Genomic DNA, 25,043 nt, shown 5'->3' with positions numbered 1-25,043 from the left:
CGTTTGCACGAAAAAAAAGGGCGCATCAGCGCCCTCAGTTTTATTAGTCGGTGAACGGGATGATGATTTCACCCGGTTTCACCTCAATACCTTTCGCCAGTTTTTTCGCCAGCGCTTCACCCTGGCTGCTGTCATCCTTCAGAATGTACGCTGGTTGCTGGTTGAAATAGTTACGCAGCGATTGATTTAAATACGGCATCAGCGTTTGCAGCACCGACTGCATTTTTTCTGGCGTGACGGTGGCGTCGACGACTTCCATCTCTTGCAGATAAATCGCACCTTTTTCTTTATTGAAAACCGGTAAGGCTTTCAGCTTCAGCTTCATGGTCGCTTTCTGACTGCCAAACAGGGAGTTCATGTCTAGGTTGGCATCGCCGGTCAGGGTTACTTTGTTTGGCTCTTCACGACCAATCTGGCTGGCGAGATTATTCAGTACGATATGTGCTTCAGCAACGCCGGGCAAACCGATGTCTTTTGAAAAGTTATTATGCTTTGCCAAGGCTTGATTAATTTCTTGCTCGCTAACCGTGTATTGCGTGAGTTGATTACAACCAACCAACAGGCCGCTGACAATCAGTGCAGCGGCAAAAAAAAACTTTTTCATGGGGTTCCTCAACATGATGCATGTGGCGTAATCGTGACACAAAGCATCACCGAGTACCAGCGCCCTGGACGCCAGCAGAAAAAACTGAAAAGCGCCCGGACGCAGGTTCGGCTATCAGGCGTCTGGCTCCAGCATACCTCGCGTTGGGCGTTTGAGACTGAATTGCCAGCCCAGCGCCAGGAAGGTGATGAAGCCAATAATACCGAGCATCATCCAGGGCAGCTCAGGCTGTGCCAGGGCCTTGCCCATGTCAAACAGCCAGCCGCCGCCGACATAGCCAATTGCGCCGCCGATGGCGAGCCCCAGTCGGCTGAAGCCCATATAGCTTCCTCTGGCCCGCGCATTCGCCAGCGAGGCGCTCAGGGTTTCACGCGCCGGTTCGGCGATGATCGAGCCAATATAGAACGTGCAGATCAGGGTGAACAACTGCTGCAAATTCCCGACGAGGCCAATGGGCATCATGCTCAGAGACATCACCAGCAGACCCGCCATCAGACGATGTTCAAGGCGAAAGCGTTTTTCACTCCAGCGTGCAATCGGGTACAGCAGCGTTAAAGAGAGACATGCCTCGATGGCATACATCCATTTCACGGCGGCCGGTGAGCCAGCGATGTCGTTCACCATGATGGGCAGCATCAGCATCACCTGTACCGCCAGCATGTAATAGCCCGCCAGCGTCAGCACATAGGTGACAAAGCGCTTGTCATGCATCACGTGGCTCATCCCTTCGCGCACCGGAATTTTCACCGTCGACAGTTTCCATGCCGGGAGCAGCCAGGCGTTAAACGCCGCGCACAGAACGAACAAAATTGCGCCGGTGGCACATACCAGACGGAAATCGTATTGCAATAACCAACTGCCGAGTAACGCGCCGACCACGGCCCCGGCGCTATCCTGCATCATCAGAATAGAGAAAAAACGCCCGCGCTTTTCCGGGCGGATCAGCTTGACTACCAGCGCCGAACGGGGAGGGTCGAACAGCGTGCCACCCAGCCCGGAAAGAAAGCAGGAAAACCACAGCAGCCACGGTTCATGCGCAATGCCCATGGTGGCGAACCCGGCTGCGCGCATCAGCATGCCGGTGACGATCATCGGTTTGGCGCCGAAACGGTCAGCAATAGCACCGCCGAAAATACCCAACCCCTGCTGGATAAATTGACGTAATCCAAGCGCGATACCGACCATCACGGCGGCCCAGCCCATTTGGTCGACGAAACGAATTGAGATCAGCGGGAAAACGACGAAGAAACCCAGCACGACCAGCATATTATCGATGAGAAGGAAGTATTTACCCAGGTTCCTTGCCTGCGAGACTTGCGACATTTCCCCTCCAGGGAAAAACTCGTCACTCTGGATAGAGTTTAAAAGATAAGCACCTCCTATTCTGCGGTGTCGTCATCGCTTTTCCCACCCTTCGCGGGACAATATTTTTTTATCAAAAGTCCGTCTTGATAGAGAGTTTTCATCAAAATGTGTGAATAATTCAAAAAATGGCATTTTGCTCTTTTCACAGGGTGTATTCGCACAGGTATAGTAATGCGAATAGCGTATTGAAGACGTTACGGGAAGGAGTAGGTATAGAATGTTTGGCTATCGCAGTAACGTGCCAAAAGTGCGCTTAACCACGGACCGCCTGGTCGTGCGTTTAGTGCATGAGCGTGATGCCTGGCGTCTGGCAGATTATTACGCAGAAAATCGTCATTTCTTAAAACCCTGGGAACCTATTCGCGATGAAAGCCACTGCTATCCGTCCGGCTGGCAGGCGCGTCTCGGCATGATCTCTGAGTTTCATAAACAGGGCACTGCCTATTATTTTGCGCTGCTCGATCCGGACGAAAAAGAGATTATCGGCGTTGCGAACTTCTCAAACGTGGTGCGGGGATCCTTCCATGCCTGTTATCTCGGCTACTCCATTGCGCAGAAATGGCAGGGGCAGGGGCTAATGTATGAAGCCTTAACTTCGGCCATCCGTTATATGCAGCGCACTCAGCGTATTCACCGCATTATGGCTAACTACATGCCACATAATAAGCGCAGCGGTGACCTGTTGGCGCGACTGGGTTTTGAAAAAGAAGGGTATGCCAAAGACTACCTGCTGATTGACGGGCAGTGGCGCGATCACGTGCTGACGGCGTTGACCACATCAGAATGGACCCCCGGCCGCTAAGTTTCAGATGCAGCCATGAGTAATGGAGAAGACGATGAAATACGAATTAACCGCCACCGAAGCACGAGTGATTGGCTGTTTATTAGAAAAACAAGTGACAACGCCGGAACAGTACCCACTCTCCGTTAATGGAGTCGTAACAGCCTGCAATCAAAAAACGAATCGTGAACCGGTGATGAACCTGTCGGAATCGGACGTGCAGGAGCAGTTGGATAACCTGGTTAAGCGACATTTTCTGCGCACGGTGAGCGGCTTTGGCAATCGCGTCACGAAATATGAGCAGCGTTTCTGCAACTCTGAATTTGGCAATCTGAAGCTTAGTGCCGCAGAGGTGGCCGTAATCACTACACTGCTGCTGAGGGGCGCTCAGACGCCTGGTGAATTGCGTAGTCGCGCATCCCGTATGTACGAATTCAGCGATATGGCCGAAGTGGAATCGACACTGGAAAATCTGGCAACCCGGGAAGATGGGCCTTATGTGATCCGCCTGGCGCGCGAGCCGGGCAAACGTGAAAGTCGCTATATGCACCTGTTTTGCGGTGAGGTTGATGAAGCCGTTGCCGCAGCAGATCAACTCCCTGCAGCCTCCGGTGATCTGCAGGCACGCGTGGAAGTGCTGGAAACGGAAGTCGCAGAACTTAAGCAGCGACTTGATTCATTGCTGGCGCATTTGGGAGACTAACGTGAATAAATTACGTATCGGCGTAGTCGGTCTTGGCGGTATTGCACAAAAGGCCTGGCTACCCGTGCTGGGCACCTCCGCGGACTGGACGCTGCAAGGCGCCTTTTCACCTTCGCGCGATAAAGCACTGCGTATCTGTGATACCTGGCGGATACCCTACGTGGATTCACTGGTGAATCTGGCGCAAACCTGCGACGCGGTTTTCGTCCATTCCAGCACCGCGACTCACTATGCGGTCGTCAGTGAATTGCTGAATGCCGGCGTTCACGTGTGTGTGGATAAGCCGCTGGCGGAAAACCTGCGTGAGGCTGAGCAACTGGTGGAGCTGGCCGCGCGGAAAAAACTCACGCTGATGGTCGGGTTTAACCGCCGGTTTGCACCGCTGTACCAGGATCTCAAAACCCAGTTGAGCACCGCAGCGTCTGTACGTATGGATAAGCACCGTACGGATAGCGTTGGGCCGCACGATCTGCGTTTCACTTTGCTGGACGACTATCTGCACGTAGTCGATACCGCATTGTGGCTGGCGGGAGGGCAGGCGCAGTTAAATAACGGCACGCTGCTGACCAATGAATCTGGTGCGATGCTTTACGCCGAGCACCATTTTTCTACCGGTCAAATGCAGATAACGACCAGTATGCATCGCCGTGCCGGTAGCCAGCGTGAGAGCGTGCAGGCGGTGACGGACGGTGGCCTGATTGACGTAACTGATATGCGGGAATGGCGGGAAGAGCGTGGGCAAGGTGTTGTTCATAAGCCGATAGCGGGCTGGCAAACGACCTTAGAACAGCGTGGTTTTGCCGGATGTGCGCGTCATTTCATTGAGTGCGTGCAAAATCAGACGGTTCCCCAGACGGCAGGCGAGCAGGCGCTACTGGCCCAGCGTGTTGTTGAAAAGCTGTGGCGGGAGGCGATGGCTGAATAACCCCCTGTAACATCTGGCGGTAGTAATTCATTGTAATCCAGGTACTATATGCCCACTCAAAATAACACCTCTTTTCAACCATAGGCTGATTTGTCGGCCTGATAAGGCGCTACGGTGTCGCCATCAGGCGCAGCAAAAGTGTCGGATGGCGGCGAGAATGCCTTATCCGACCTACGGGCAGGTTTGTCGGGGTTTTGCCTCAGAGTCTGGAATACAACATAGATGAATTTATTAAAGTCGCTGGCAGCCGTCAGCTCGATGACGATGTTTTCACGAGTGCTGGGTTTTGCGCGTGATGCGATTGTCGCCAGAATCTTTGGTGCAGGGATGGCGACAGATGCCTTTTTTGTGGCATTCAAACTTCCTAACCTGCTACGCCGAATTTTTGCCGAAGGCGCATTTTCGCAGGCGTTTGTGCCGATTCTTGCTGAGTACAAAAGCAAGCAGGGGGAAGATGCTACCCGCGTGTTTGTTGCCTACGTTTCCGGACTGTTGACGCTGGCGCTGGCTGTGGTGACGGTAGCCGGGATGTTGGCTGCGCCATGGGTGATTTTAGTTACCGCGCCGGGGTTTGCCGACACAGCGGATAAATTTGCGCTGACCACTCAACTGCTGCGGATCACTTTTCCCTATATTCTACTGATTTCACTGGCCTCACTGGTTGGTGCGATCCTTAACACCTGGAACCGCTTTTCTATTCCTGCGTTTGCCCCGACTTTTCTGAATATCAGCATGATCGGTTTCGCGCTGTTTGCGGCCCCTTATTTTCATCCGCCAGTGCTGGCGCTGGCGTGGGCCGTTACCGTGGGTGGCGTGCTACAGCTGATTTATCAGCTTCCGCATCTGAAGAAAATTGGCATGCTGGTACTGCCGCGTGTGAACTTCCGCGATGCGGGGGCGATGCGCGTCGTCAAGCAGATGGGCCCGGCGATCCTTGGGGTATCAGTCAGCCAGATTTCACTGATCATCAATACGATTTTCGCCTCGTTTCTGGCCTCTGGCTCAGTTTCGTGGATGTACTATGCCGACCGTCTGATGGAGTTTCCGTCCGGTGTGCTTGGCGTAGCGCTGGGGACTATCCTGCTGCCATCGCTGTCAAAAAGCTTTTCCAGCGGTAATCATGATGAGTATTGTCGCCTGATGGACTGGGGCCTGCGCTTGTGTTTCCTGTTGGCATTACCGAGTGCCGTAGCGTTGGGTATTCTGGCCAAACCGCTGACGGTGTCTCTGTTCCAGTACGGTAAATTTACTGCCTTTGATGCTGCGATGACCCAGCGTGCGCTGGTGGCGTATTCGGTAGGTTTGATTGGCTTGATCGTGGTGAAAGTGTTGGCTCCGGGCTTTTACTCGCGCCAGGATATAAAAACGCCAGTGAAGATTGCCATTGTGACGCTGATTATGACCCAGGTGATGAACCTGGCCTTTATCGGGCCGTTAAAGCATGCCGGGCTGTCGCTGTCGATTGGTCTGGCGGCGTGTCTGAACGCTTCACTGCTGTACTGGCAGTTGCGTAAGCAGAAAATCTTCACCCCGCAACCGGGCTGGACCTGGTTCCTGGCGCGACTAGTGATTTCCGTGTTGGTGATGTCGGCGGTGCTGGTTGGGATGCTCTACATCATGCCAGATTGGTCACAGGGAACGATGTTGTGGCGCCTACTGCGTCTGATGGCGGTCGTGGTGGCAGGTATTGCTGCTTACTTCGCAGCACTCGCTGTACTGGGCTTTAAAGTAAAAGAGTTTGTGCGCCGGACGGCATAAAGAATCAATGCCGGATGGCGGCATAACGCCGTATCCGGCCTACAAAAAGTGTAGGCCTGATAAGCAAAACGTTATCAGGCTTGCATCAGATAGAGAATTTTTTCCCGCCGCGGTGCGCAGCTGAAGTTTGACCGTTTGCGCCATACAACGCCGGTTCCTGGTGCGGTTTCAGCACTTGTATTGCTTGTTGATTACGCTCGATCTGCCCTTCCAGCAGCCAACCATTGTGCTGGTTGAGGTCGCGTAAGTGCTGCGTTTTCTTGGTGATAGTCTGCCAGCGTTCAGCAATCTCATCATTGGCGCTGCGCGTGGCGTCATGCTCCAGGCGGCGCTGTTGCTCAAGATAATCAAGGGTTGCCAGCAGCGAGCTTTTTTCTTCTGTAATACGCTGTAGCTGGCTGCCATTGATATGCCCTGCGGAAAGCTGCTGCTGTTCAGCATCCATTACCGTTTTCAGGTCATTGAGGACAGTCGTCATCTGGTCAAGTATTTCTGACAAACGAGTCATACTTTATTTACTCTGTAGGTAGCTCTGCGCCTCGCGAATCAGCGAGTCGGCAATTTTTCCGGTATCCATTTTCAATTCACCGTTACGGATTGCGGTTTTCAGTGCTTCCACGCGTTCCATATTGATGTCATTGGTGCCGGGCTGCATCAGTTTGGCCTGGGCGTCGCTCAGCATGACGCTGGTGCTGGTGGTCGCGGTGGTTTTTTCCTTCTGCGCTTTTTGTACCGGCGCATCGCTGGTTTCACGCGGCTGAACGGTGCTTACTGGCTTCAATGGTGAGGTACGATCAATGCTCATTTTATTTTTCCTCATCGAGGGGTTACGCTATAGCGGCCCGCTGTAATCATTGGTTGTTTATCTATCGGCACACGCTAAAAAATCTTTAACCTATTATAGGTTAATAAGAATATTCCCATCAGAATCGACGACGCCGCTCACCACCTGGCCTGAAATCATCCGCACTCGCGCATTCTGTGCGACAGCGGCGTTGTTCAGCGCTTTACCTTCGGCATTAACCCGAAAGCCATCTCCGTTGGCAATAACCAGCACGCGCTGACCGGCCTTGATCCGCCATGCCTGGCGCAACATCGAAAGCTGTATCGGTTGGCCCGGGACCAGATCGCGCAGGCTCACAGCATCCTGCACCTGACTCATATCCAGCACCGCGCGCGGCGGTAGTTGGTCCAGCCGACCACGTTTCAGCGTTACGCTGGCTGGGGTCAGGGTGCTACCTCGTGCTACAGGCGCGGCGGCTACTACGTAGTTTCCCGTCGCCTGCACGTTCACCTGCAGATAACGTTTTTCGTTGGCGCAGCGAGCCAGCACATTCACATTACCCCACAGTTTCGCGCTACCTGACACGCTTAATGCCGGTTGCTCACAGCTCGGCAATAAGTTTGGTGACGTTCGGATAGTGACCACCACCTCATCGCTAAATCCGGCCAGGCGCTGGGAAAACCATGCCGTTAGCTGCGAATTCAGGTCTTGCGCCAGCGTCATAGGGCTGAACAGCAGTGCTGCCACGACTATTCCACGTTTAAACGTTTGCATCAAAACCTCGCGCTTTTTCAGGTAGTGGCAGGATTTTACCTGTGTGACGCAGTCATCAACGCAACAAATAGCGACGCATTTTGCGTTTATTCCGGCGATAACGCGCGCGTAATGGGATTTAAGCTGTCGGCTGAATTTTGTCATTTGCGGAGGAGATATGCTCGATAAGCTCGACGCCGCCTTACGTTTTCAACAGGAAGCGCTGAATTTGCGCGCCCAACGCCAGGAAATATTGGCGGCCAACATTGCCAATGCCGACACGCCGGGGTACCAGGCGCGCGACCTGGATTTCGCCAGTGAATTAAAAAAAGTCATGGTGCGAGGACGGGAAGAAACCGGCGGCGTTTCGTTGACGCTGACCTCTGCACAACACATTCCGGCCCAGACCGTTTCTGCGCCGTCTACGGAGCTGCTCTACCGTATTCCTGACCAGCCATCTCTTGATGGCAACACGGTGGATATGGACCGGGAGCGCACGCAATTTGCAGACAACAGCCTCAAGTATCAAATGGGGCTGACCGCGCTGGGTGGACAAATCAAAGGCATGATGAACGTGCTGCAAGGAGGGAACTAATTCGTGGCGCTGTTAAATATTTTTGATATCGCAGGTTCTGCGCTGACGGCTCAGTCTAAACGCCTGAACGTCGCGGCCAGTAACATGGCGAATGCGGATAGCGTCAGCGGACCCGACGGTCAGCCGTATCGCGCGAAACAGGTTGTTTTTCAGGTAGATGCTGCGCCAGGTGCAGCAACCGGTGGCGTAAAAGTTGCTGACGTCATTGAAAGTCAGGCACCGGATAAGCTGGTTTATGAACCCGGTAATCCGCTGGCCGATGCGAATGGCTACGTAAAAATGCCGAATGTGGACGTCGTTGGCGAGATGGTCAACACCATGTCAGCCTCGCGTAGCTACCAGGCAAACGTCGAAGTGCTCAACACCGTGAAAAGCTTGATGCTCAAAACGCTTACGTTAGGCCAGTAAAGGAGGCGCATATGTCTATTGCTGTAACCATGAATGACCCGAGCAATGCAGGCGTTAAAGCTGCCACCGGGAATAGCTCCCTGACGGGCAGCAATGCCGCTGACCTGCAAAGCAGTTTTCTGACGCTGCTGGTCGCACAACTGAAAAACCAGGACCCAACTAATCCGCTGCAAAACAACGAACTGACTACCCAGTTGGCGCAAATCAGTACCGTGAGCGGGATTGAGAAACTGAACACCACGTTAGGGTCGATCTCCGGGCAGATCGACAACAGTCAGTCGCTGCAGGCCAGTACGCTGATTGGCCACGGGGTCATGATCCCGGGTACCACCATCCTGACCGGTAAAGGGGCGGAAGAGGGTGCCAAAACCACGACAACACCATTTGGCGTTGAGCTGCAGCAACCGGCAGATAAGGTTACCGCAACCATTACCGATAAAGACGGCAAAGTGGTACGCACCATTGACATTGGCGGATTGAAAGCGGGCGTTCATACCTTTACCTGGGACGGCACCATGACCGATGGCACGGATGCACCAAGCGGTTCTTACAACGTGTCAATTGCTGCCAGCAATGGCGGAACGCAACTGGTGGCACAGCCGCTTCAGTTTGCGCTGGTGCAGGGCGTTATTCGCAGTAACGGCGGTAATACGCTGGATCTGGGCACCTATGGAACCACCACCCTCGACGAAGTACGGCAGATAATTTAAGCCTTCACACTTATCAGGAGTAAGTCATGGCCTTTTCTCAAGCGGTCAGCGGTCTGAACGCTGCAGCGACCAACCTCGATGTCATTGGTAACAACATCGCCAACTCCGCCACCTACGGTTTTAAATCCGGTACGGCATCTTTTGCCGATATGTTTGCCGGTTCGAAAGTCGGTTTGGGCGTTAAAGTTGCGGGTATTACTCAGGACTTTACCGACGGTACTACCACCAACACCGGACGTGGTCTGGATGTTGCTATCAGCCAGAACGGTTTTTTCCGTATGGTAGACAGCAACGGTTCCGTTTTCTACAGCCGTAACGGTCAGTTCAAGCTCGATGAAAATCGCAATATCGTTAACATGCAGGGGCTGCAGTTGACGGGCTATCCGGCTACCGGTACCCCACCGACAGTTCAGCAGGGTGCAAACCCGGCACCGATCACTATCCCGAATACGCTGATGGCGGCTAAATCAACCACCACTGCGTCAATGCAGGTCAACCTGAACTCCACTGACAAGGTCCCTACCAAAACCCCGTTTAACCCAAGCGATGCCGATTCCTACAACAAAAAAGGCAGTGTTACCGTTTTCGATAGCCAGGGTAACGCTCATGACATGAACATTTTTTATGTCAAAAATGCGCAGAGCAACACTTGGGAAGTTTTCACTCAAGATGCTTCTACTGGGGATGCTGAGAAATCGGCAGGGTTTATGCGTTTTGATAATAATGGTTTGTTTTTAGGTATTAGTGCCACGGCAGCCGAGTTACCACCGACGGCTCCAGCCGTCTGGCCAAAGGATATCAAAATTACAACCGGTCCGATCAATGGCGCAGTTCCGGCGAACTTCTCCCTGAGCTTCCTGAACTCCATGCAGCAGAACACCGGTGCCAACAACATCGTTGCCACGAATCAGAACGGCTACAAGCCGGGCGATCTGGTGAGCTACCAGATTAACAATGACGGTACGGTGGTCGGTAACTACTCCAACGAACAGCAACAGGTTCTGGGGCAGATCGTGCTGGCAAACTTTGCCAATAACGAAGGTCTGGCGTCTCAGGGCGATAACGTCTGGGCGGCGACTCAGGCTTCCGGCGTGGCGCTGCTGGGTACCGCAGGCGAAGGTAACTTTGGCAAACTGACCAACGGTGCGCTGGAAGCGTCAAACGTGGATTTGAGTAAAGAACTGGTGAATATGATTGTCGCCCAGCGTAACTATCAGTCGAACGCGCAGACTATCAAAACCCAGGATCAGATCCTCAACACGCTGGTCAACCTGCGCTAAGCGCCTGACGGGATGGCTTAATGGATCACGCAATTTATACCGCCATGGGCGCGGCCAGTCAGACGCTGAATCAACAGGCGGTGACGGCCAGCAACCTGGCAAACGCCTCCACGCCAGGGTTTCGTGCGCAGCTCAATGCACTGCGCGCGGTTCCTGTAGAAGGATTGTCTTTACCGACACGTACGCTGGTCGTGGCCTCCACGCCGGGGGCCGATATGACGCCGGGTCAGATGGACTATACCTCCCGCCCGCTGGATGTGGCGCTGCAACAGGATGGCTGGTTGGCTGTGCAGACCGCAGATGGTAGCGAAGGATATACCCGTAACGGCGCTATTCAGGTAAGCCCAACGGGTGAACTGACTATTCAGGGACACCCGGTAATTGGCGAAGCCGGACCGATAGCCGTACCAGAAGGTTCAGAAGTCACCATTGCGGCGGACGGGACAATTTCTGCACTTAACCCTGGCGATCCGGCTAATACGGTCGCGCCAGTGGGGCGGTTGAAGCTGGTGAAGGCAACAGGGATCGAAGTGCAACGTGGCGATGACGGTATGTTCCGTCTGACCCAGGCCGCGCAGGCTACCCGTGGTGCGACGTTACAGGCCGACCCCAGCATCCGTGTGATGTCGGGCGTGCTGGAAGGCAGTAACGTTAAACCGGTTGCTGCGATGAGCGACATGATCGCCAACGCCCGCCGCTTTGAAATGCAGATGAAAATTATCAGTAGCGTGGATGATAACGCGGGCCGCGCCAACCAACTGCTGTCGATGAGTTAATACAGGACATTTTATGATCAGTTCATTATGGATCGCCAAAACCGGCCTGGATGCGCAGCAAACCAACATGGATGTGATTGCCAACAACCTGGCAAACGTCAGCACCAACGGATTTAAGCGCCAGCGCGCCGTGTTCGAAGATCTGTTGTACCAGACGATTCGTCAGCCTGGCGCACAGTCTTCTGAACAAACCACGCTGCCGTCTGGTTTGCAGATTGGTACTGGTGTACGTCCGGTTGCAACCGAGCGTTTACACAGCCAGGGTAACCTGTCGCAGACCAACAACAGTAAAGATGTGGCGATTAAAGGCCAGGGCTTTTTCCAGGTCATGTTGCCCGATGGTACGTCCGCTTATACCCGCGACGGTTCTTTCCAGGTGGATCAGAACGGTCAGTTGGTGACTGCGGGTGGTTTTCAGGTTCAGCCTGCCATCACTATTCCGGCTAACTCGCTCAGTATCACCATTGGACGCGACGGTATTGTCAGTGTGACCCAACAGGGACAGGCGGCGCCTGTTCAGGTTGGGCAGCTTAACCTGACAACCTTTATGAACGATACCGGTCTGGAAAGCATTGGTGAGAATCTGTACACCGAAACGCAGTCATCCGGTGCGCCGAACGAGAGCACGCCGGGGCTGAACGGCGCGGGTCTGCTGTATCAGGGCTATGTTGAAACCTCTAACGTCAACGTGGCGGAAGAGCTGGTAAACATGATCCAGGTTCAGCGCGCTTACGAAATCAACAGTAAAGCGGTATCGACCACCGATCAGATGCTGCAAAAACTGACGCAACTCTAAAGTGGAGTCCGGTGGGGTGAAAACCTCACCGGCACACTGATTTTGAAGATGACCGCAATGCGAAAACACGCGCTTCACCCATACCCTATTTTAGCCCTGCTGGTGGTTTCACTAACAGGATGTGCCTGGATCCCGGCCACGCCCCTCGTGCAGGGCGCGACGACTGCCCAGCCCGTTCCAGGTCCAACGCCGGTGGCGAATGGCTCAATCTTCCAGTCGGCACAACCGATTAACTATGGTTATCAGCCACTCTTTGAAGACCGTCGTCCACGCAATATTGGCGATACGCTGACCATCGTATTGCAGGAAAACGTCAGCGCGAGCAAAAGCTCTTCGGCGAATGCCAGTCGCGACGGCAAGACAAACTTTGGCTTTGATACCGTACCGCGCTATCTGCAAGGTCTGTTCGGTAACGAACGTGCCGACGTAGAAGCCTCAGGCGGTAACTCCTTTAACGGTAAAGGCGGCGCGAACGCCAGAAATACCTTCAGCGGTACGCTGACCGTAACGGTCGATCAGGTACTGGTGAATGGCAACTTACATGTCGTGGGTGAAAAACAGATCGCCATAAATCAGGGCACTGAATTCATTCGCTTCTCCGGGGTCGTTAACCCGCGCACCATCAGTGGCAGCAACTCCGTACCGTCAACCCAGGTTGCGGACGCGCGTATTGAGTACGTCGGCAACGGCTACATCAATGAAGCGCAAAATATGGGCTGGTTGCAGCGTTTCTTCCTTAATTTGTCGCCGATGTAAGCGAGGTACCCCGTGTTTAAATTTTTTGTTGGAATGGCACTGGTGCTGGTAACCGCCTTCGCGCATGCCGACCGTATTCGTGACCTGACCAGCGTGCAGGGCGTGCGGGAAAACTCGCTGATTGGTTATGGGTTGGTGGTGGGTCTGGATGGTACAGGTGACCAGACCACCCAGACGCCGTTTACCACGCAAACGCTCAACAACATGCTGTCGCAGTTGGGGATCACCGTGCCCACCGGCACCAATATGCAGTTGAAAAACGTGGCAGCGGTAATGGTCACCGCGCAGTTCCCGGCCTTTGGTCGTCAGGGGCAAACTATTGACGTTGTGGTCTCTTCCATGGGTAATGCTAAAAGTCTGCGCGGCGGAACGCTGCTGATGACCCCGCTGAAAGGGGTCGATAGCCAGGTATATGCGTTGGCGCAAGGGAATATTCTGGTTGGCGGTGCGGGCGCGGCTGCGGGTGGCAGCAGCGTGCAGGTAAACCAGCTCAATGGCGGACGCATTACCAACGGCGCGACCATCGAACGTGAATTACCCAGCCAGTTCGGCGGCGGTAACACCATTAATCTGCAACTGAATAATGAAGATTTCACGATGGCGCAGCAGATTACCGACACCATTAACCGCTCGCGTGGCTTTGGCAGCGCAACGGCGTTGGATGCCCGCACTATTCAGGTGCGCGTGCCAAGCGGCAACAGCTCGCAGGTGCGTTTCCTTGCTGATATCCAGAATATGGAGGTGAACGTCACGCCGCAGGATGCGAAAGTGATTATCAACTCACGCACCGGATCTGTCGTCATGAACCGCGAAGTAACGCTGGATAGCTGTGCCGTGGCACAAGGCAACTTGTCGATCACGGTGAACCGCCAGGCGAACGTCAGCCAGCCGGACACACCGTTTGGCGGTGGACAAACCGTAGTGACGCCACAAACCCAGATTGACCTGCGCCAAAGCGGTGGTTCGCTGCAAAGCGTACGTTCCAGCGCCAACCTGAACAATGTTGTGCGTGCGCTGAATGCACTGGGGGCAACGCCGATGGATCTGATGTCCATTCTGCAATCGATGCAGAGCGCGGGTTGCTTACGCGCCAAACTGGAAATCATCTAATGATTGGTGACAGCAAACTGCTGACCAGTGCCGCCTGGGATGCGCAATCTCTGAACGAACTGAAAGCGAAAGCGGGTCAGGACCCGGCGGCGAATATCCGCCCGGTCGCCCGTCAGGTTGAAGGGATGTTCGTGCAAATGATGTTGAAAAGCATGCGTGAAGCGCTGCCGAAAGATGGCATGTTTAGCAGCGATTCAACGCGCTTGTATACCAGCATGTATGACCAACAAATTGCACAGCAGATGACCGCAGGCAAAGGTCTGGGGCTGGCTGAAATGATGGTCAAGCAGATGACTGAAGGGCAAGCGCAACCTGCGGGTGACGCGCCGCAGGTGCCGATGAAGTTTTCACTGGAAACGGTGACCAGCTATCAAAATCAGGCACTGACGCAACTGGTCCGCAAAGCCATCCCCCGGGCGACAGAAAGCAATGATGAGCCGCTGTCAGGTGACAGCAAAGACTTCCTCGCCCAGCTGTCACTGCCGGCTAAGCTGGCCAGTCAGCAGAGCGGGGTCCCGCATCATCTGATTTTGGCGCAGGCGGCGCTGGAGTCCGGATGGGGGCAGCGACAAATTCGTCGCGAGAATGGCGAACCGAGTTTCAACATTTTTGGTGTGAAGGCTTCGGGAAGCTGGAAAGGTCCAACCACTGAAATCACGACCACTGAATATGAGAACGGTGAGGCGAAAAAGGTGAAAGCCAGATTCCGCGTCTATAGCTCTTACCTTGAGGCGTTGTCGGATTATGTCGGTCTGATATCCCGTAACCCGCGCTATGCGGCGGTGACCGCTGCTGCGACCGCCGAACAGGGGGCGCAGGCATTGCAAAATGCGGGTTACGCCACAGACCCTAACTATGCACGTAAATTAACCAGCATGATCCAGCAGTTGAAATCGATGAGCGAAAAGGTGAGTAAAACCTACAGCACGAATCTCGATAATCTCTTTTAAATAGCTCAAGTCTACCGACCTGCTGCCGATAATAACGAGTATTGAAGGATTACAAGGAACCTCCATGTCCAGCTTGATTAATAACGCGATGAGTGGACTCAGCGCAGCGCAGGCCGCGTTGAATACTGCCAGTAATAACATCTCCAGCTATAACGTTGCCGGATATACCCGACAAACAACAATTATGGCGCAAGCGAACAGCACGCTGGGTGCGGGGGGCTGGGTAGGCAATGGCGTCTATGTTTCTGGTGTACAACGTGAATATGACTCCTTTATCACTAACCAGTTGCGAGCAGCGCAGAACCAGAGCAGCGGTCTGACGACGCGTTATGAGCAAATGTCAAAGATAGACAATTTGCTCTCCAGCAAAACCAGTTCTATTTCGACCTCAATGCAGGACTTTTTTACCAGCCTGCAAACGCTGGTCAGCAACGCCGAAGATCCGGCGGCACGCCAGGCGCTGATCGGTAAAGCTGATGGATTGGTAAATCAGTTTAAAACGACCGATCAGTATCTGCGCGATCAGGATAAGCAGGTTAATACCGCGATTAAAGCCAGCGTCGATCAGATCAACAACTATTCGAAGCAAATTGCCAGCCTCAACGACCAGATTTCTCGTATGACAGGCGTCGGCGCAGGTGCATCTCCTAACGACCTGCTTGACCAACGCGACCAGCTGGTCAGTGAACTGAATCAGATTGTCGGTGTTGAAGTCAGCGTTCAGGATGGTGGCACCTACAACCTGACAATGGCCAACGGCTATTCGCTGGTGCAGGGCAGCAATGCACGTCAACTGGCGGCAGTGCCTTCCAGCGATGATCCTAATCGTACAACGGTGGCCTACGTTGATGGCGTTGCCGGAGCTGTTGAAATTCCTGAGAAACTGTTGAATACCGGTTCACTGGGCGGACTGCTCACCTTCCGTTCTCAGGAGCTGGATCAGACGCGTAATACCCTAGGCCAACTGGCGCTTGCATTTGCCAGTGCATTTAACGCCCAGCATAAAGAAGGTTTTGATGCCAACGGCGATAAGGGTGAGAATTTCTTCGATATCGGCAGCCCGTCTGTACTGAGTAATGCTAAAAATACTGGCAAAGCGGAATTAACTGCAGAAGTTGGTGACAGTTCGAAAGTACAGGCTACCGACTATAAGATTGTGTTCAGTGGCGGTAAGTGGCAGGTGACGCGTCTGGCAGATAACACAACGTTTGAAGCTAAACCTGGTACAGACGGAAAACTGGATATTGATGGTCTGAAAGTAACGGTTAAGGCTAATCCAACCGGAGCTAATGATAACGACAGCTTTATTCTGAAACCGGTAGAAAACGTTATCGTCGATATGAAAGTCAAGGTGACCGACGAGTCGAAAATCGCCATGGCGTCAGAGAAAAACACTGATCCTGCTGCGGATACAGGTGCAAGCGATAACCGTAACGGTCAGAAACTGCTGGATCTGCAAACCAAAGAAACTGTTGGTAAAAAAACCTTTAATGACGCTTACGCCACACTGGTGAGCGACGTGGGCAACAAAACGGCGACGCTGAAGACTAGCAGTACCACGCAAAATAATGTGGTCAAGCAGCTTTATAACCAACAGCAGTCTATTTCCGGCGTTAACCTCGACGAAGAGTACGGTAATTTACAGCGTTTTCAGCAGTATTACCTGGCTAACGCTCAAGTGCTGCAGACCGCGAATGCGTTGTTTGATGCACTGATTAATATCCGCTAAGGGAGAGGGACACAATGCGTATCAGCACCCAGATGATGTACCAGCAGAATATGCGTGGCATCACTAACTCTCAGGCTGAATGGATGAAGTTCGGCGAGCAAATGTCAACGGGTAAACGCGTGATCAACCCATCAGACGATCCGATTGCCGCCTCGCAGGCCGTGGTACTTTCTCAGGCTCAGGCGCAGAACAGCCAATATACGCTGGCACGCTCGTTCGCGACGCAAAAGGTGTCGCTGGAAGAGAACGTTCTGAGCCAGGTGACGACGGCAATTCAGGCTGCGCAGGAAAAAATTGTTTATGCCGGGAATGGAACGTTAAGCGATGACGACCGTGCATCGCTGGCCACCGACCTGCAGGGGATCCGCGATCAACTGATGAACCTGGCAAACAGTACCGACGGTAATGGTCGCTATATTTTCGGTGGATATAAAACAGAATCCGCACCGTTTGCGCAGGCTGATGGTTCCTACAGTGGTGGTGCCACAAATGTGACCCAGCAGGTTGATGCTTCCCGTACCATGGTCATTGGCCATACGGGCGATAAAATCTTCGCCAACCTGACCAGCAACGCCGTACCGGAACCAGGTGGCGGTACTCAGGAAAAGAACCTGTTCAAAATGCTGGATAGCGCGATTAAAGAGCTAAAAATTCCTATTGCAGGTAATGATGTGGCAAAGGACAAAGCCGCAGCAGCTATCGATAAAACCAATCGAGGTCTGAAAAACTCACTGAATAACGTGCTTTCCGTTCGTGCAGAATTAGGTACGCAACTTAGTGAATTAAGCTCGCTGGATTCACTGGGCGCCGATCGTGCATTAGGGCAAACCCAACAGATGAGTAACCTGGTGGATGTCGACTGGAATGCGGCTATTTCGTCCTACGTCATGCAGCAGGCCGCACTTCAGGCTTCTTATAAAGCGTTTACCGATATGCAGGGAATGTCGTTGTTCCAGCTTAATCGGTAATAACTCTTTTTGAACATATCTTGAAACTGGGTATGTTTGACTGCCCGCTCCTTTAACACCCCGGAGCGGGCATTTTTTTAGGCAACCGACGCCTTACTAAGCGACAGGTTCCCCGTCAGTCTTATGACCAACGCGATCGCACTGCTGAAGGTTGCCAGCGTCACCACACCTTCCCAGTTGGCAAGCGCATAGACCTGACTCCCGAGAACGGAACCCAGCGCCATACCGATAAACACCATCGTAAACAGCAGAGCGTTCAATCGTCCTCGTGCCTGAGGCTCCAGGCTATAGACCAGGTTTTGGTGGGCAACCAGGCTGGATTGCAATCCGAGATCAAAACCTACCGCCGAAAGGGCGATAAGCAGCCACTGCCCCTGAACGGGCAGGGCGGGTAACAAAAACATCAGTGCGAAAGATACCGTTACCAGCAAAGCACCCAATTGCGTCACTTTTGCTGCACCCACTTTATCGGCAAGATGGCCCGCCATCGGTGCAGCAAGCGCTCCGGCTGCTCCCGCGATACCAAAAGCACCCGCTATAGCGCTACCCAAGTGGTAATGCTCAGATAACATTACCGCCAGCGTAGACCAGAAGGCGCTAAAAGCAATGGACAGAAAGCCTTGTGCCAGTGCTGCGCGGCGTAAGGTGGAATATCGTTGCCAAAGTTGCACCATCGAGAGCATTAATGATGGATAGCTCAACGCGGAATGGACCGTAAAACGAGGCAGTGCTTTCCACATAATCGCGGTAATTACGGCAATACTGACGGCAGCAAGTTGGTACATCTCACGCCAGCCAAACGCCTCACCGACCAGTCCACTGACGGTACGTGAGAGTAAAATTCCCAGCAGAAGGCCCGTCATCACGGTGCCCACCGTTTTTCCCTGTTTGCCTTCGGGTGCCAGTATTGCCGCCGCAGGCACAATATCTTGTGCCATGGTTGCCGCCATGCCCATCAACAGGCTCACTATTAACAGTGAATGCAACTGCCCGGTAAAGCTGCATGCCAGAAGCAGCACAGCAAGAGAGATACTTTTCAACAGGATTAATGTCCTGCGGTCATAACGATCGCCCAATGGCAATAAAAACAAAATACCCAGCGCGTATCCCGCTTGGGTCAGCGTCGGGACCAACCCCATGCCGGTAATACTTAAGTTCAGATCCTGACCCATTAAAGGCAGAAGGGGTTGAGCATAGTAGATAGCAGCGACACTGAATCCGGCACCTACTGCCAGAACGAAAGTGACCCAACGGGAAAGTGCGATATATGTGTTCACAAATGATTCCTCAATCACAGGATGTGCGGCTATTTTTATCCTTCAGCGAGTGGCGTGGTAGCGAGCGCAGTGGTAAAACAGTTATACGTCAGACGTATGATGAAACTGAAAATGATAAAAAATGAGCGTATAGACAGGGTGGAGCTGATGCGTACGTTTGTGCGTATTGTCGAAGCAGGATCGCTTTCGGCAGCGGCAAAACAGATGGGGACAACGCAAGCGACCGTAAGCCGACGGTTGCAATCCCTGGAAACTCTGCTGGGTGTGAAACTGATCATGCGTACCACGCATGCGATGAAATTGACCGACGACGGCGAAAGAGGCTACCAGCATGCCAAGAAGATTATTGATGCCTGGCTGGCGCTGGAAGATGGACTTAATGTCACGGAAGATGAACCGGTGGGGACGTTGCGAGTCCGTGCACCGCATGCGTTCGGGCAACAACAACTGCTTGAGCCGCTTTTGCAGTTTCTTTCGCGCTATCCCCAGGTGGCAGTAGAGTGGATGCTCAACGATAAAACCGTTGATTTTCTGAGCGATAATATTGATTGCGCTATCAGGGTTGGTGCCGAGGTGGATCCGGCCACGGTTGCCGTTTTACTGGCTGAAGTTCCCCGTAGTATGGTGGCGAGCCCTGGGCTGCTGGAGCAATACGGCGAGCTTTCTCATCCTGAGCAGTTATCAGCACTGCCCTGGATTGCCGTGAATACGTTTTATCAACATAGCGTTTCGTTGTTGCACCAATTGCGTAATGAGCCAGTCACGTTGAATATTTCACCCAGATTAAGTACCGACAGTATTTATGTCGCAGGGAATGCCGCGCTGGCGGGGTTGGGAGTGACTATTGTTTCAAGTTGGATGGTGGCGGAGGATATTGCCAACGGACGTCTGGTTGCGTTGCTACCTGAGTGGCATGCAGCGCCGTTGCCTGTACATTTGGTTTATCCGTGGGCGCGTTACTATCCGACTCGCTTACGCAAGTTTCTGGCCTTAATGAAGGAGGTTATGCCGCAGCTGACGGGGATGAAAGGTGTAGATCAGATATAAAAAAGCCGACCCGAAGGCCGGCTTTGATATTGATTATGGCTTACTCGACAGGCTGAGGACGTGTTGCTGGCGCAGTCGCTTGATGCGTTGCGCTGTGTCCACCTGCGGCACCTTTGCCTTCAAAGGCGAATGCCGGACGCTGCCAGTCGCTATGACGCGGCGCTTCTGGCACATATTCTGGTGCCGGGGCGCGGGTCATCGGTGCGGTCGCATGGCTGTGAAGGTGTTCAGCGTCAACACTGGCTGCGACAACTTCAGGCTTAACGACAGTCGCTTCTACAATTGGCGCTGCAACAACTTCCTGCGGTGCAGCAACTTCTTCAACAACTGGCGCTGTTTCCACAACTTCGGCAATCTCTTCAACCACTTCTGGCTGGGAAATAACAACCTCTGCAGGCTCTTCAACAACCGGCGCAGTCACAACGTCAGCCACAGGTTCGGCTTCAGCGGCGATTTTTTCTGCAACGGGCGCATCAGATGCAGCGATAATTTGTGGTTGTTCCTCGACCGGGGTCGCAATGACTTCCGGATGCGTGGTTTCAACCTGTGTGGTTTCAACAACGGGGGCCTGAGGCTCAGCTACGACAATCTCTGGCTGCATGGCTTCAACCGGCGCAGGGGCATCCACAATATGTTCCACGGCAGCTGCAGCAACCTGAGGCTCTACGGCGACAGGTGCGACTTGCTGCTGGACCATTTCTTGTTCGCGCTGTTCTTCAACCTGCTGATCCTGAGGACGTGCGACAGGGTAGCGGATCCAAACTTTACCGGACGCTAATTCAGGAGATGCACAGGCGACAGTTAACGGCATTGGTGACTGAACCGGATAACGCTCGTCACGGTAACGACGACGACGCTGTCCACTGACGCGCAAATGGCGAGGGGAGCGACGGGAACGACGCGGCATACCATTGGAGTCACGCGCGTCGCTGTTGTCTTCCTGCTCAGTCGCAACGACGGCTGGCAGATCAACTTTCGCCAGTTCGGTGCGTTGTGCTGGTGCAGGCTGTTCTGTTGGCTGAGCGGCAGCGGTTTCAGCAACTACTGCGGCAGTTGCTACTTCGGCTTCAACCGCCGGGCTGTCAGTGAAACGCACTTTCTGAGTCAACTGACGCTGTTTACGGCGAGTCTGAGGCTGACGTACGCGCTCTTCCTGCTCGGCATCCTGCACAGGTTGTTCAGCCTGGTTCAGCTCTTTAACTTCCTGCTGAGCCTGACGCTTGTCATCGTTACGACGGCGGTTGCGTTCGCGACGCGGAGCCTGCTGCTCATCGCCAGATTTCGCTTTGTCTGCAACGTCAGTAGTTTGCTGGCGGTTATCGCGAGCTTCCGCATTTTGCTGCTGTGACTGACGACGGTTACGGCGGTTATCTTCACGGTTTTCGCCGTTTTCTGAACGTTCGTTACGGTTGTCACGGTCACCGCGATTATCACGGTTATCACGACGATCGTTACGGTCGCGACGATTGTTCTGACGCGGTTTACGACGATCCTGCTGGCGTTCGGTTTTCTCTTCAGCTTTCGGTGCAGGCTGTTCAACCGGTTTCACTTCTTCGCTACCACCGAAGATGGACTTCAGTGCGCCAAAGAAACGGCTAATCAAACCGGGCTGTGCGGCAACGGCTGCGGTCGCTGCCGCTGCTTTAGGCGCGGCGGCTTTCGCGGCAGGTTCCTGCAGAGCAGGGGCTGGCGGAACGTCTGGCATGGCGAAGGTGGCCAGCGCCGGTTGCTCAGGCTGTTTACGCTCGACGTACTCTTCTTCCGTCGGCAATGCCATTGCCTCTTCATGCAGTTTCGGCAGTAGATAGCTCAGGGTCGGCGTTTCTTCCCCTTTACGTACGCGCAGCACAGAATAGTGCGGGGTTTCCATCTGATCGTTTGGCACGATCACACAGCGCACGCCATTCTGACGCGTCTCGATTGCATTTACCGCGGTACGCTTTTCGTTGAGCAGGTAGGAAGCGATCGGCACAGGAACAATAGCGTGTACTTCCTGCGTATTTTCTTTCAGTGCTTCTTCTTCGATCAGACGCAGAATAGACAGCGACAGTGATTCGTTATCACGTACGGTACCAGTACCGGAGCAGCGCGGGCACACGTGATGGCTGGATTCACCCAGTGACGGGCTCAGACGCTGACGGGACATTTCCAGCAGACCGAAGCGAGAAATATGGCTGATCTGAATACGCGCTCTGTCCTGGCGTACGGCCTCGCGCAGACGGTTTTCAACCGCGCGCTGGTGACGAACCGGCGTCATATCAATGAAGTCGATTACAATCAGACCGCCGAGGTCGCGCAGACGCAGCTGACGTGCAATTTCATCGGCTGCTTCAAGGTTGGTGTTGAACGCTGTTTCTTCGATGTCGCCGCCGCGGGTTGCGCGTGCGGAGTTGATATCGATAGCGGTCAGTGCTTCAGTGCTGTCGATAACGATTGAGCCGCCGGACGGCAGACGCACTTCGCGTTGGAACGCGGACTCAATCTGAGACTCGATCTGATAGTGGCTGAACAGCGGGATTTCGCCGGTGTACAGTTTGATTTTGCTGCTGAAATCCGGACGACCCAGCGCCGCGATGTGCTGACGCGCCATCTCCATGACTTTTGGGTTGTCGATGAGGATTTCGCCGATGTCCTGGCGCAGATAGTCGCGGAAGGCACGCACGATTACGTTGCTTTCCTGATGGATCAGGAACGGAGCAGGGCGGCTGTCAGCGGCTTTTTGAATCGCTTCCCAGTGCTTCAGGCGGAAGCTCAGGTCCCACTGCAGCGCTTCGGCGGATTTGCCTACCCCTGCGGTACGCACGATAAGCCCCATGCCATCAGGCAGTTCCAGGCTTGCCAGCGCTTCTTTTAATTCGGTACGGTCGTCGCCTTCAATGCGACGGGAGATGCCGCCCGCGCGCGGGTTGTTCGGCATCAGAACCAGATAACTACCCGCCAGGCTGATAAAGGTAGTCAGCGCAGCGCCTTTGTTGCCGCGTTCTTCTTTATCGATCTGAACGATGACTTCCTGACCTTCACGCAACACGTCTTTAATGTTGGGGCGACCATGGGAGTTGTAGTTAGCGGGAAAGTATTCGCGGGCAATTTCTTTTAACGGGAGGAAACCGTGACGTTCAGCGCCGTAATCAACAAAAGCAGCTTCCAGACTCGGTTCAATACGGGTAATTTTGCCTTTATAGATGTTGGCTTTTTTCTGTTCGTGTCCAGGACTTTCGATATCCAGATCGTACAGACGTTGCCCATCTACAAGGGCGACACGCAACTCTTCCTGCTGAGTCGCGTTAATTAACATTCTTTTCATCGTAACTTACTCATTATTCTTACATTGACGACTAAGCTGCGGGCAGAGTAATGCCTTTCCGGGTGTGAACCGATGGCCTCGTGTCTATTCGCGTCGCCAACCTCACGGTTATCGTCAGCTCAAAGAGGCGCAGAGTGTCGGTTGCCTGTATTTCATACGGAAACACAGCGCAATTATCAGGGGAACAGTCTGGGTGTTACTCTCCAGAGAAGCTTCCATTGTGCTTGTCGTCTTTCACGCTGTCGGTGCGTTGGCTTTATCTTCTCACCCTGGTCACTTACAGGAGTAAGAACCTGGGGGTATCCAGACTTGCCGCCTTCCTACAATGTGAAATCCATAGAGCACTTACCGGTAAGGACTGCAACCCGCAGCCCGCTAACTGCCTGAAAGATCAATACGTCTTACGCCATTGCTGCGTTGATGATCGGTCGGGCAAAATTGGGTCATTCCGGAAAAGTTCTTGTTTTAACAAGATTCAACACGGAAACAACCGCATTATTCCACTGCTAACCTTGTTATAGCAAGATGACTTTTGCCATTTATCACCCGGTTACTCACAGTTTTTTCACTTCCGCGTAGTGATTGCTTTAATAACCACCAAATCGGCTATGTCAAACTTAAGTAATAAGGTATAGCAGTTAATATAAGCATAGAAAAATGTGTGGCGCGAATCTTGATGGCTATTTAAAATCGGCCCCCATGAAAACAGAGACTCCAGCCGTAAAAACAGTTGCCATTACTGCCGACGAAGCAGGGCAACGCATCGACAACTTTTTGCGCACCCAGCTTAAGGGCGTGCCGAAAAGTATGATTTATCGCATTTTGCGTAAAGGCGAAGTGCGGGTGAATAAAAAACGCATTAAACCCGAGTACAAACTCGAAGATGGGGATATTGTGCGTATTCCACCTGTGCGTGTCGCTGAACGTGAAGAAGAGGCCATTTCGCCAAACCTGCAGAAGGTTGCGGCGCTGACCGATGTCATTTTATATGAAGATGACCACATTCTGGTGCTTAACAAACCTTCAGGTACGGCCGTGCATGGCGGAAGCGGGTTAAGCTTTGGCGTCATTGAAGGATTACGTGCGTTGCGTCCGGAAGCGCGTTTCCTTGAGCTGGTGCATCGCCTCGACCGGGATACCTCCGGTGTGCTGCTGGTTGCCAAAAAACGCTCAGCCTTGCGTTCATTGCATGAACAACTGCGTGAAAAAGGCATGCAGAAAGATTACCTCGCGCTGGTTCGAGGCCAATGGCAGTCGCATGTCAAAACCGTGCAGGCGCCGCTGTTAAAGAACATTCTGCAAAGCGGTGAGCGTATCGTGCGGGTGAATCAGGAAGGCAAACCGTCAGAAACACGTTTTAAAGTGGAAGAGCGCTATGCGTTTGCCACACTTGTGCGCTGTAGCCCGGTGACCGGACGTACGCACCAGATCCGTGTGCATACCCAGTATGCCGGTCATCCAATTGCTTTTGACGATCGCTACGGTGACCGTGAGTTCGATAAGCAACTGGCGGATACGGGGTTGAACCGACTTTTCCTGCATGCCGCAGCGTTGAAGTTTACTCATCCGGGAACGGGGGAAGTGATGCGTATTGAAGCGCCAATGGATAAGCAGTTGAAGCGCTGCCTCGAGGTATTACGCAGCAAAGCCTGATGCGCGTTGCT

Annotated in this window: 24 protein-coding genes; 17 read left to right on the top strand and 7 right to left on the bottom strand. The window is 53.4% G+C overall.

From position 1 onward, the window contains the following. Positions 1 to 43 precede the first annotated feature (43 nt). Positions 44 to 604 carry a lipoprotein gene (locus GFB57_RS18730; protein WP_003036163.1) on the bottom strand — a complete coding sequence of 187 codons (561 nt, stop codon included), beginning with the start codon at positions 602 to 604 and terminating at the stop codon, positions 44 to 46. Positions 605 to 718: 114 nt separating this feature from the next. Next, the gene (mdtH, locus tag GFB57_RS18725; RefSeq protein WP_003036166.1) at positions 719 to 1,927 is read right to left on the bottom strand and encodes a multidrug efflux MFS transporter MdtH; all 1,209 of its coding nucleotides are present in this window, start codon (positions 1,925 to 1,927) and stop codon (positions 719 to 721) included. 259 nt (positions 1,928 to 2,186) lie between these two features. Between mdtH and rimJ the strand changes: the two genes are divergently transcribed. The 4 genes from rimJ to murJ all read left to right on the top strand — a co-directional run bounded on the left by rimJ (position 2,187) and on the right by murJ (position 6,136). Further along, positions 2,187 to 2,771, top strand: a complete 585-nt coding sequence (rimJ, locus tag GFB57_RS18720; RefSeq protein ID WP_003036169.1) for a ribosomal protein S5-alanine N-acetyltransferase — start codon at positions 2,187 to 2,189, stop codon at positions 2,769 to 2,771. Between the two features lie 34 nt (positions 2,772 to 2,805). Further along, a complete protein-coding gene (locus GFB57_RS18715; protein WP_003036171.1) occupies positions 2,806 to 3,453 on the top strand; it encodes a YceH family protein in 648 nt (215 codons plus the stop codon). Position 3,454: 1 nt separating this feature from the next. Further along, a complete protein-coding gene (locus GFB57_RS18710) occupies positions 3,455 to 4,378 on the top strand; it encodes a Gfo/Idh/MocA family oxidoreductase (RefSeq protein ID WP_003036174.1) in 924 nt (307 codons plus the stop codon). Between the two features lie 222 nt (positions 4,379 to 4,600). Next, the gene (murJ, locus tag GFB57_RS18705; protein WP_003036176.1) at positions 4,601 to 6,136 is read left to right on the top strand and encodes a murein biosynthesis integral membrane protein MurJ; all 1,536 of its coding nucleotides are present in this window, start codon (positions 4,601 to 4,603) and stop codon (positions 6,134 to 6,136) included. An 85-nt stretch (positions 6,137 to 6,221) separates the two neighbouring features. Here the strand turns inward: murJ and flgN are convergent, their stop codons facing one another. The 3 genes from flgN to flgA form a co-directional block, all read right to left on the bottom strand. Continuing rightward, complete coding sequence (gene flgN / locus GFB57_RS18700) at positions 6,222 to 6,644, bottom strand: flagella biosynthesis chaperone FlgN (RefSeq protein ID WP_003036178.1); 423 nt, start codon at positions 6,642 to 6,644, stop codon at positions 6,222 to 6,224. 3 nt (positions 6,645 to 6,647) lie between these two features. Beyond that, the gene (gene flgM, locus GFB57_RS18695) at positions 6,648 to 6,941 is read right to left on the bottom strand and encodes a flagellar biosynthesis anti-sigma factor FlgM (protein ID WP_003036183.1); all 294 of its coding nucleotides are present in this window, start codon (positions 6,939 to 6,941) and stop codon (positions 6,648 to 6,650) included. A gap of 93 nt (positions 6,942 to 7,034) precedes the next feature. Next, complete coding sequence (flgA, locus tag GFB57_RS18690) at positions 7,035 to 7,694, bottom strand: flagellar basal body P-ring formation chaperone FlgA (RefSeq protein ID WP_003036186.1); 660 nt, start codon at positions 7,692 to 7,694, stop codon at positions 7,035 to 7,037. Between the two features lie 157 nt (positions 7,695 to 7,851). Here flgA and flgB point away from each other — a divergent pair, with 157 nt between their 5' ends. From flgB to flgL, 11 genes are all read left to right on the top strand, one after another. Then, positions 7,852 to 8,268, top strand: coding sequence for a flagellar basal body rod protein FlgB (gene flgB / locus GFB57_RS18685; protein WP_003036189.1), 417 nt, complete (start codon positions 7,852 to 7,854; stop codon positions 8,266 to 8,268). 3 nt (positions 8,269 to 8,271) lie between these two features. Next, a complete protein-coding gene (flgC, locus tag GFB57_RS18680) occupies positions 8,272 to 8,676 on the top strand; it encodes a flagellar basal body rod protein FlgC (protein WP_003036191.1) in 405 nt (134 codons plus the stop codon). An 11-nt stretch (positions 8,677 to 8,687) separates the two neighbouring features. Continuing rightward, positions 8,688 to 9,386, top strand: coding sequence for a flagellar hook assembly protein FlgD (gene flgD, locus GFB57_RS18675; RefSeq protein ID WP_003036194.1), 699 nt, complete (start codon positions 8,688 to 8,690; stop codon positions 9,384 to 9,386). A 26-nt stretch (positions 9,387 to 9,412) separates the two neighbouring features. Next, positions 9,413 to 10,666: a flagellar hook protein FlgE gene (flgE, locus tag GFB57_RS18670; RefSeq protein WP_003036197.1), complete on the top strand. Its 1,254-nt coding sequence runs from the start codon at positions 9,413 to 9,415 to the stop codon at positions 10,664 to 10,666. 20 nt (positions 10,667 to 10,686) lie between these two features. Further along, entirely contained in the window at positions 10,687 to 11,442 is a 756-nt protein-coding gene (locus tag GFB57_RS18665; RefSeq protein WP_003036200.1) for a flagellar basal body rod protein FlgF, read from the top strand. A 13-nt stretch (positions 11,443 to 11,455) separates the two neighbouring features. After that, complete coding sequence (gene flgG / locus GFB57_RS18660) at positions 11,456 to 12,238, top strand: flagellar basal-body rod protein FlgG (protein WP_003036202.1); 783 nt, start codon at positions 11,456 to 11,458, stop codon at positions 12,236 to 12,238. Between the two features lie 57 nt (positions 12,239 to 12,295). Continuing rightward, positions 12,296 to 12,994, top strand: a complete 699-nt coding sequence (gene flgH / locus GFB57_RS18655) for a flagellar basal body L-ring protein FlgH (protein ID WP_003036206.1) — start codon at positions 12,296 to 12,298, stop codon at positions 12,992 to 12,994. A gap of 33 nt (positions 12,995 to 13,027) precedes the next feature. Beyond that, positions 13,028 to 14,104: a flagellar basal body P-ring protein FlgI gene (locus GFB57_RS18650; RefSeq protein ID WP_057063917.1), complete on the top strand. Its 1,077-nt coding sequence runs from the start codon at positions 13,028 to 13,030 to the stop codon at positions 14,102 to 14,104. Further along, positions 14,104 to 15,054, top strand: a complete 951-nt coding sequence (flgJ, locus tag GFB57_RS18645) for a flagellar assembly peptidoglycan hydrolase FlgJ (RefSeq protein WP_003036212.1) — start codon at positions 14,104 to 14,106, stop codon at positions 15,052 to 15,054. The genes GFB57_RS18650 and flgJ overlap by 1 nt, the downstream gene beginning before the upstream one ends. Positions 15,055 to 15,118: 64 nt before the next feature. Continuing rightward, positions 15,119 to 16,783 (top strand): flagellar hook-associated protein FlgK, encoded by a 1,665-nt coding sequence (gene flgK / locus GFB57_RS18640; RefSeq protein ID WP_003036215.1) that lies wholly within the window; start codon positions 15,119 to 15,121, stop codon positions 16,781 to 16,783. Positions 16,784 to 16,797: 14 nt separating this feature from the next. Then, the gene (gene flgL, locus GFB57_RS18635) at positions 16,798 to 17,751 is read left to right on the top strand and encodes a flagellar hook-associated protein FlgL (protein WP_003036218.1); all 954 of its coding nucleotides are present in this window, start codon (positions 16,798 to 16,800) and stop codon (positions 17,749 to 17,751) included. 77 nt (positions 17,752 to 17,828) lie between these two features. On the opposite strand, the gene GFB57_RS18630 is transcribed toward flgL, so the two are convergent. Next, complete coding sequence (locus GFB57_RS18630; RefSeq protein ID WP_008320332.1) at positions 17,829 to 19,028, bottom strand: MFS transporter; 1,200 nt, start codon at positions 19,026 to 19,028, stop codon at positions 17,829 to 17,831. 21 nt (positions 19,029 to 19,049) lie between these two features. Here GFB57_RS18630 and GFB57_RS18625 point away from each other — a divergent pair, with 21 nt between their 5' ends. Beyond that, positions 19,050 to 20,075 (top strand): LysR family transcriptional regulator, encoded by a 1,026-nt coding sequence (locus GFB57_RS18625; protein WP_003036225.1) that lies wholly within the window; start codon positions 19,050 to 19,052, stop codon positions 20,073 to 20,075. A 40-nt stretch (positions 20,076 to 20,115) separates the two neighbouring features. Here GFB57_RS18625 and rne read toward each other — a convergent pair whose 3' ends face one another. Continuing rightward, positions 20,116 to 23,379 (bottom strand): ribonuclease E, encoded by a 3,264-nt coding sequence (rne, locus tag GFB57_RS18620; RefSeq protein WP_003036226.1) that lies wholly within the window; start codon positions 23,377 to 23,379, stop codon positions 20,116 to 20,118. Between the two features lie 699 nt (positions 23,380 to 24,078). On the opposite strand from rne, the gene rluC reads away from it, so the two are divergent. Next, complete coding sequence (gene rluC / locus GFB57_RS18615) at positions 24,079 to 25,032, top strand: 23S rRNA pseudouridine(955/2504/2580) synthase RluC (RefSeq protein ID WP_003036228.1); 954 nt, start codon at positions 24,079 to 24,081, stop codon at positions 25,030 to 25,032. Positions 25,033 to 25,043: the final 11 nt, after the last annotated feature.

Source organism: Citrobacter sp. S39, assembly GCF_009495675.1.
GTDB classification, from domain to species: domain Bacteria; phylum Pseudomonadota; class Gammaproteobacteria; order Enterobacterales; family Enterobacteriaceae; genus Citrobacter; species Citrobacter freundii.
The sequence above is the reverse complement of the archived record's forward strand: the minus strand, read 5'-3'. Positions and strand labels throughout refer to the sequence as shown.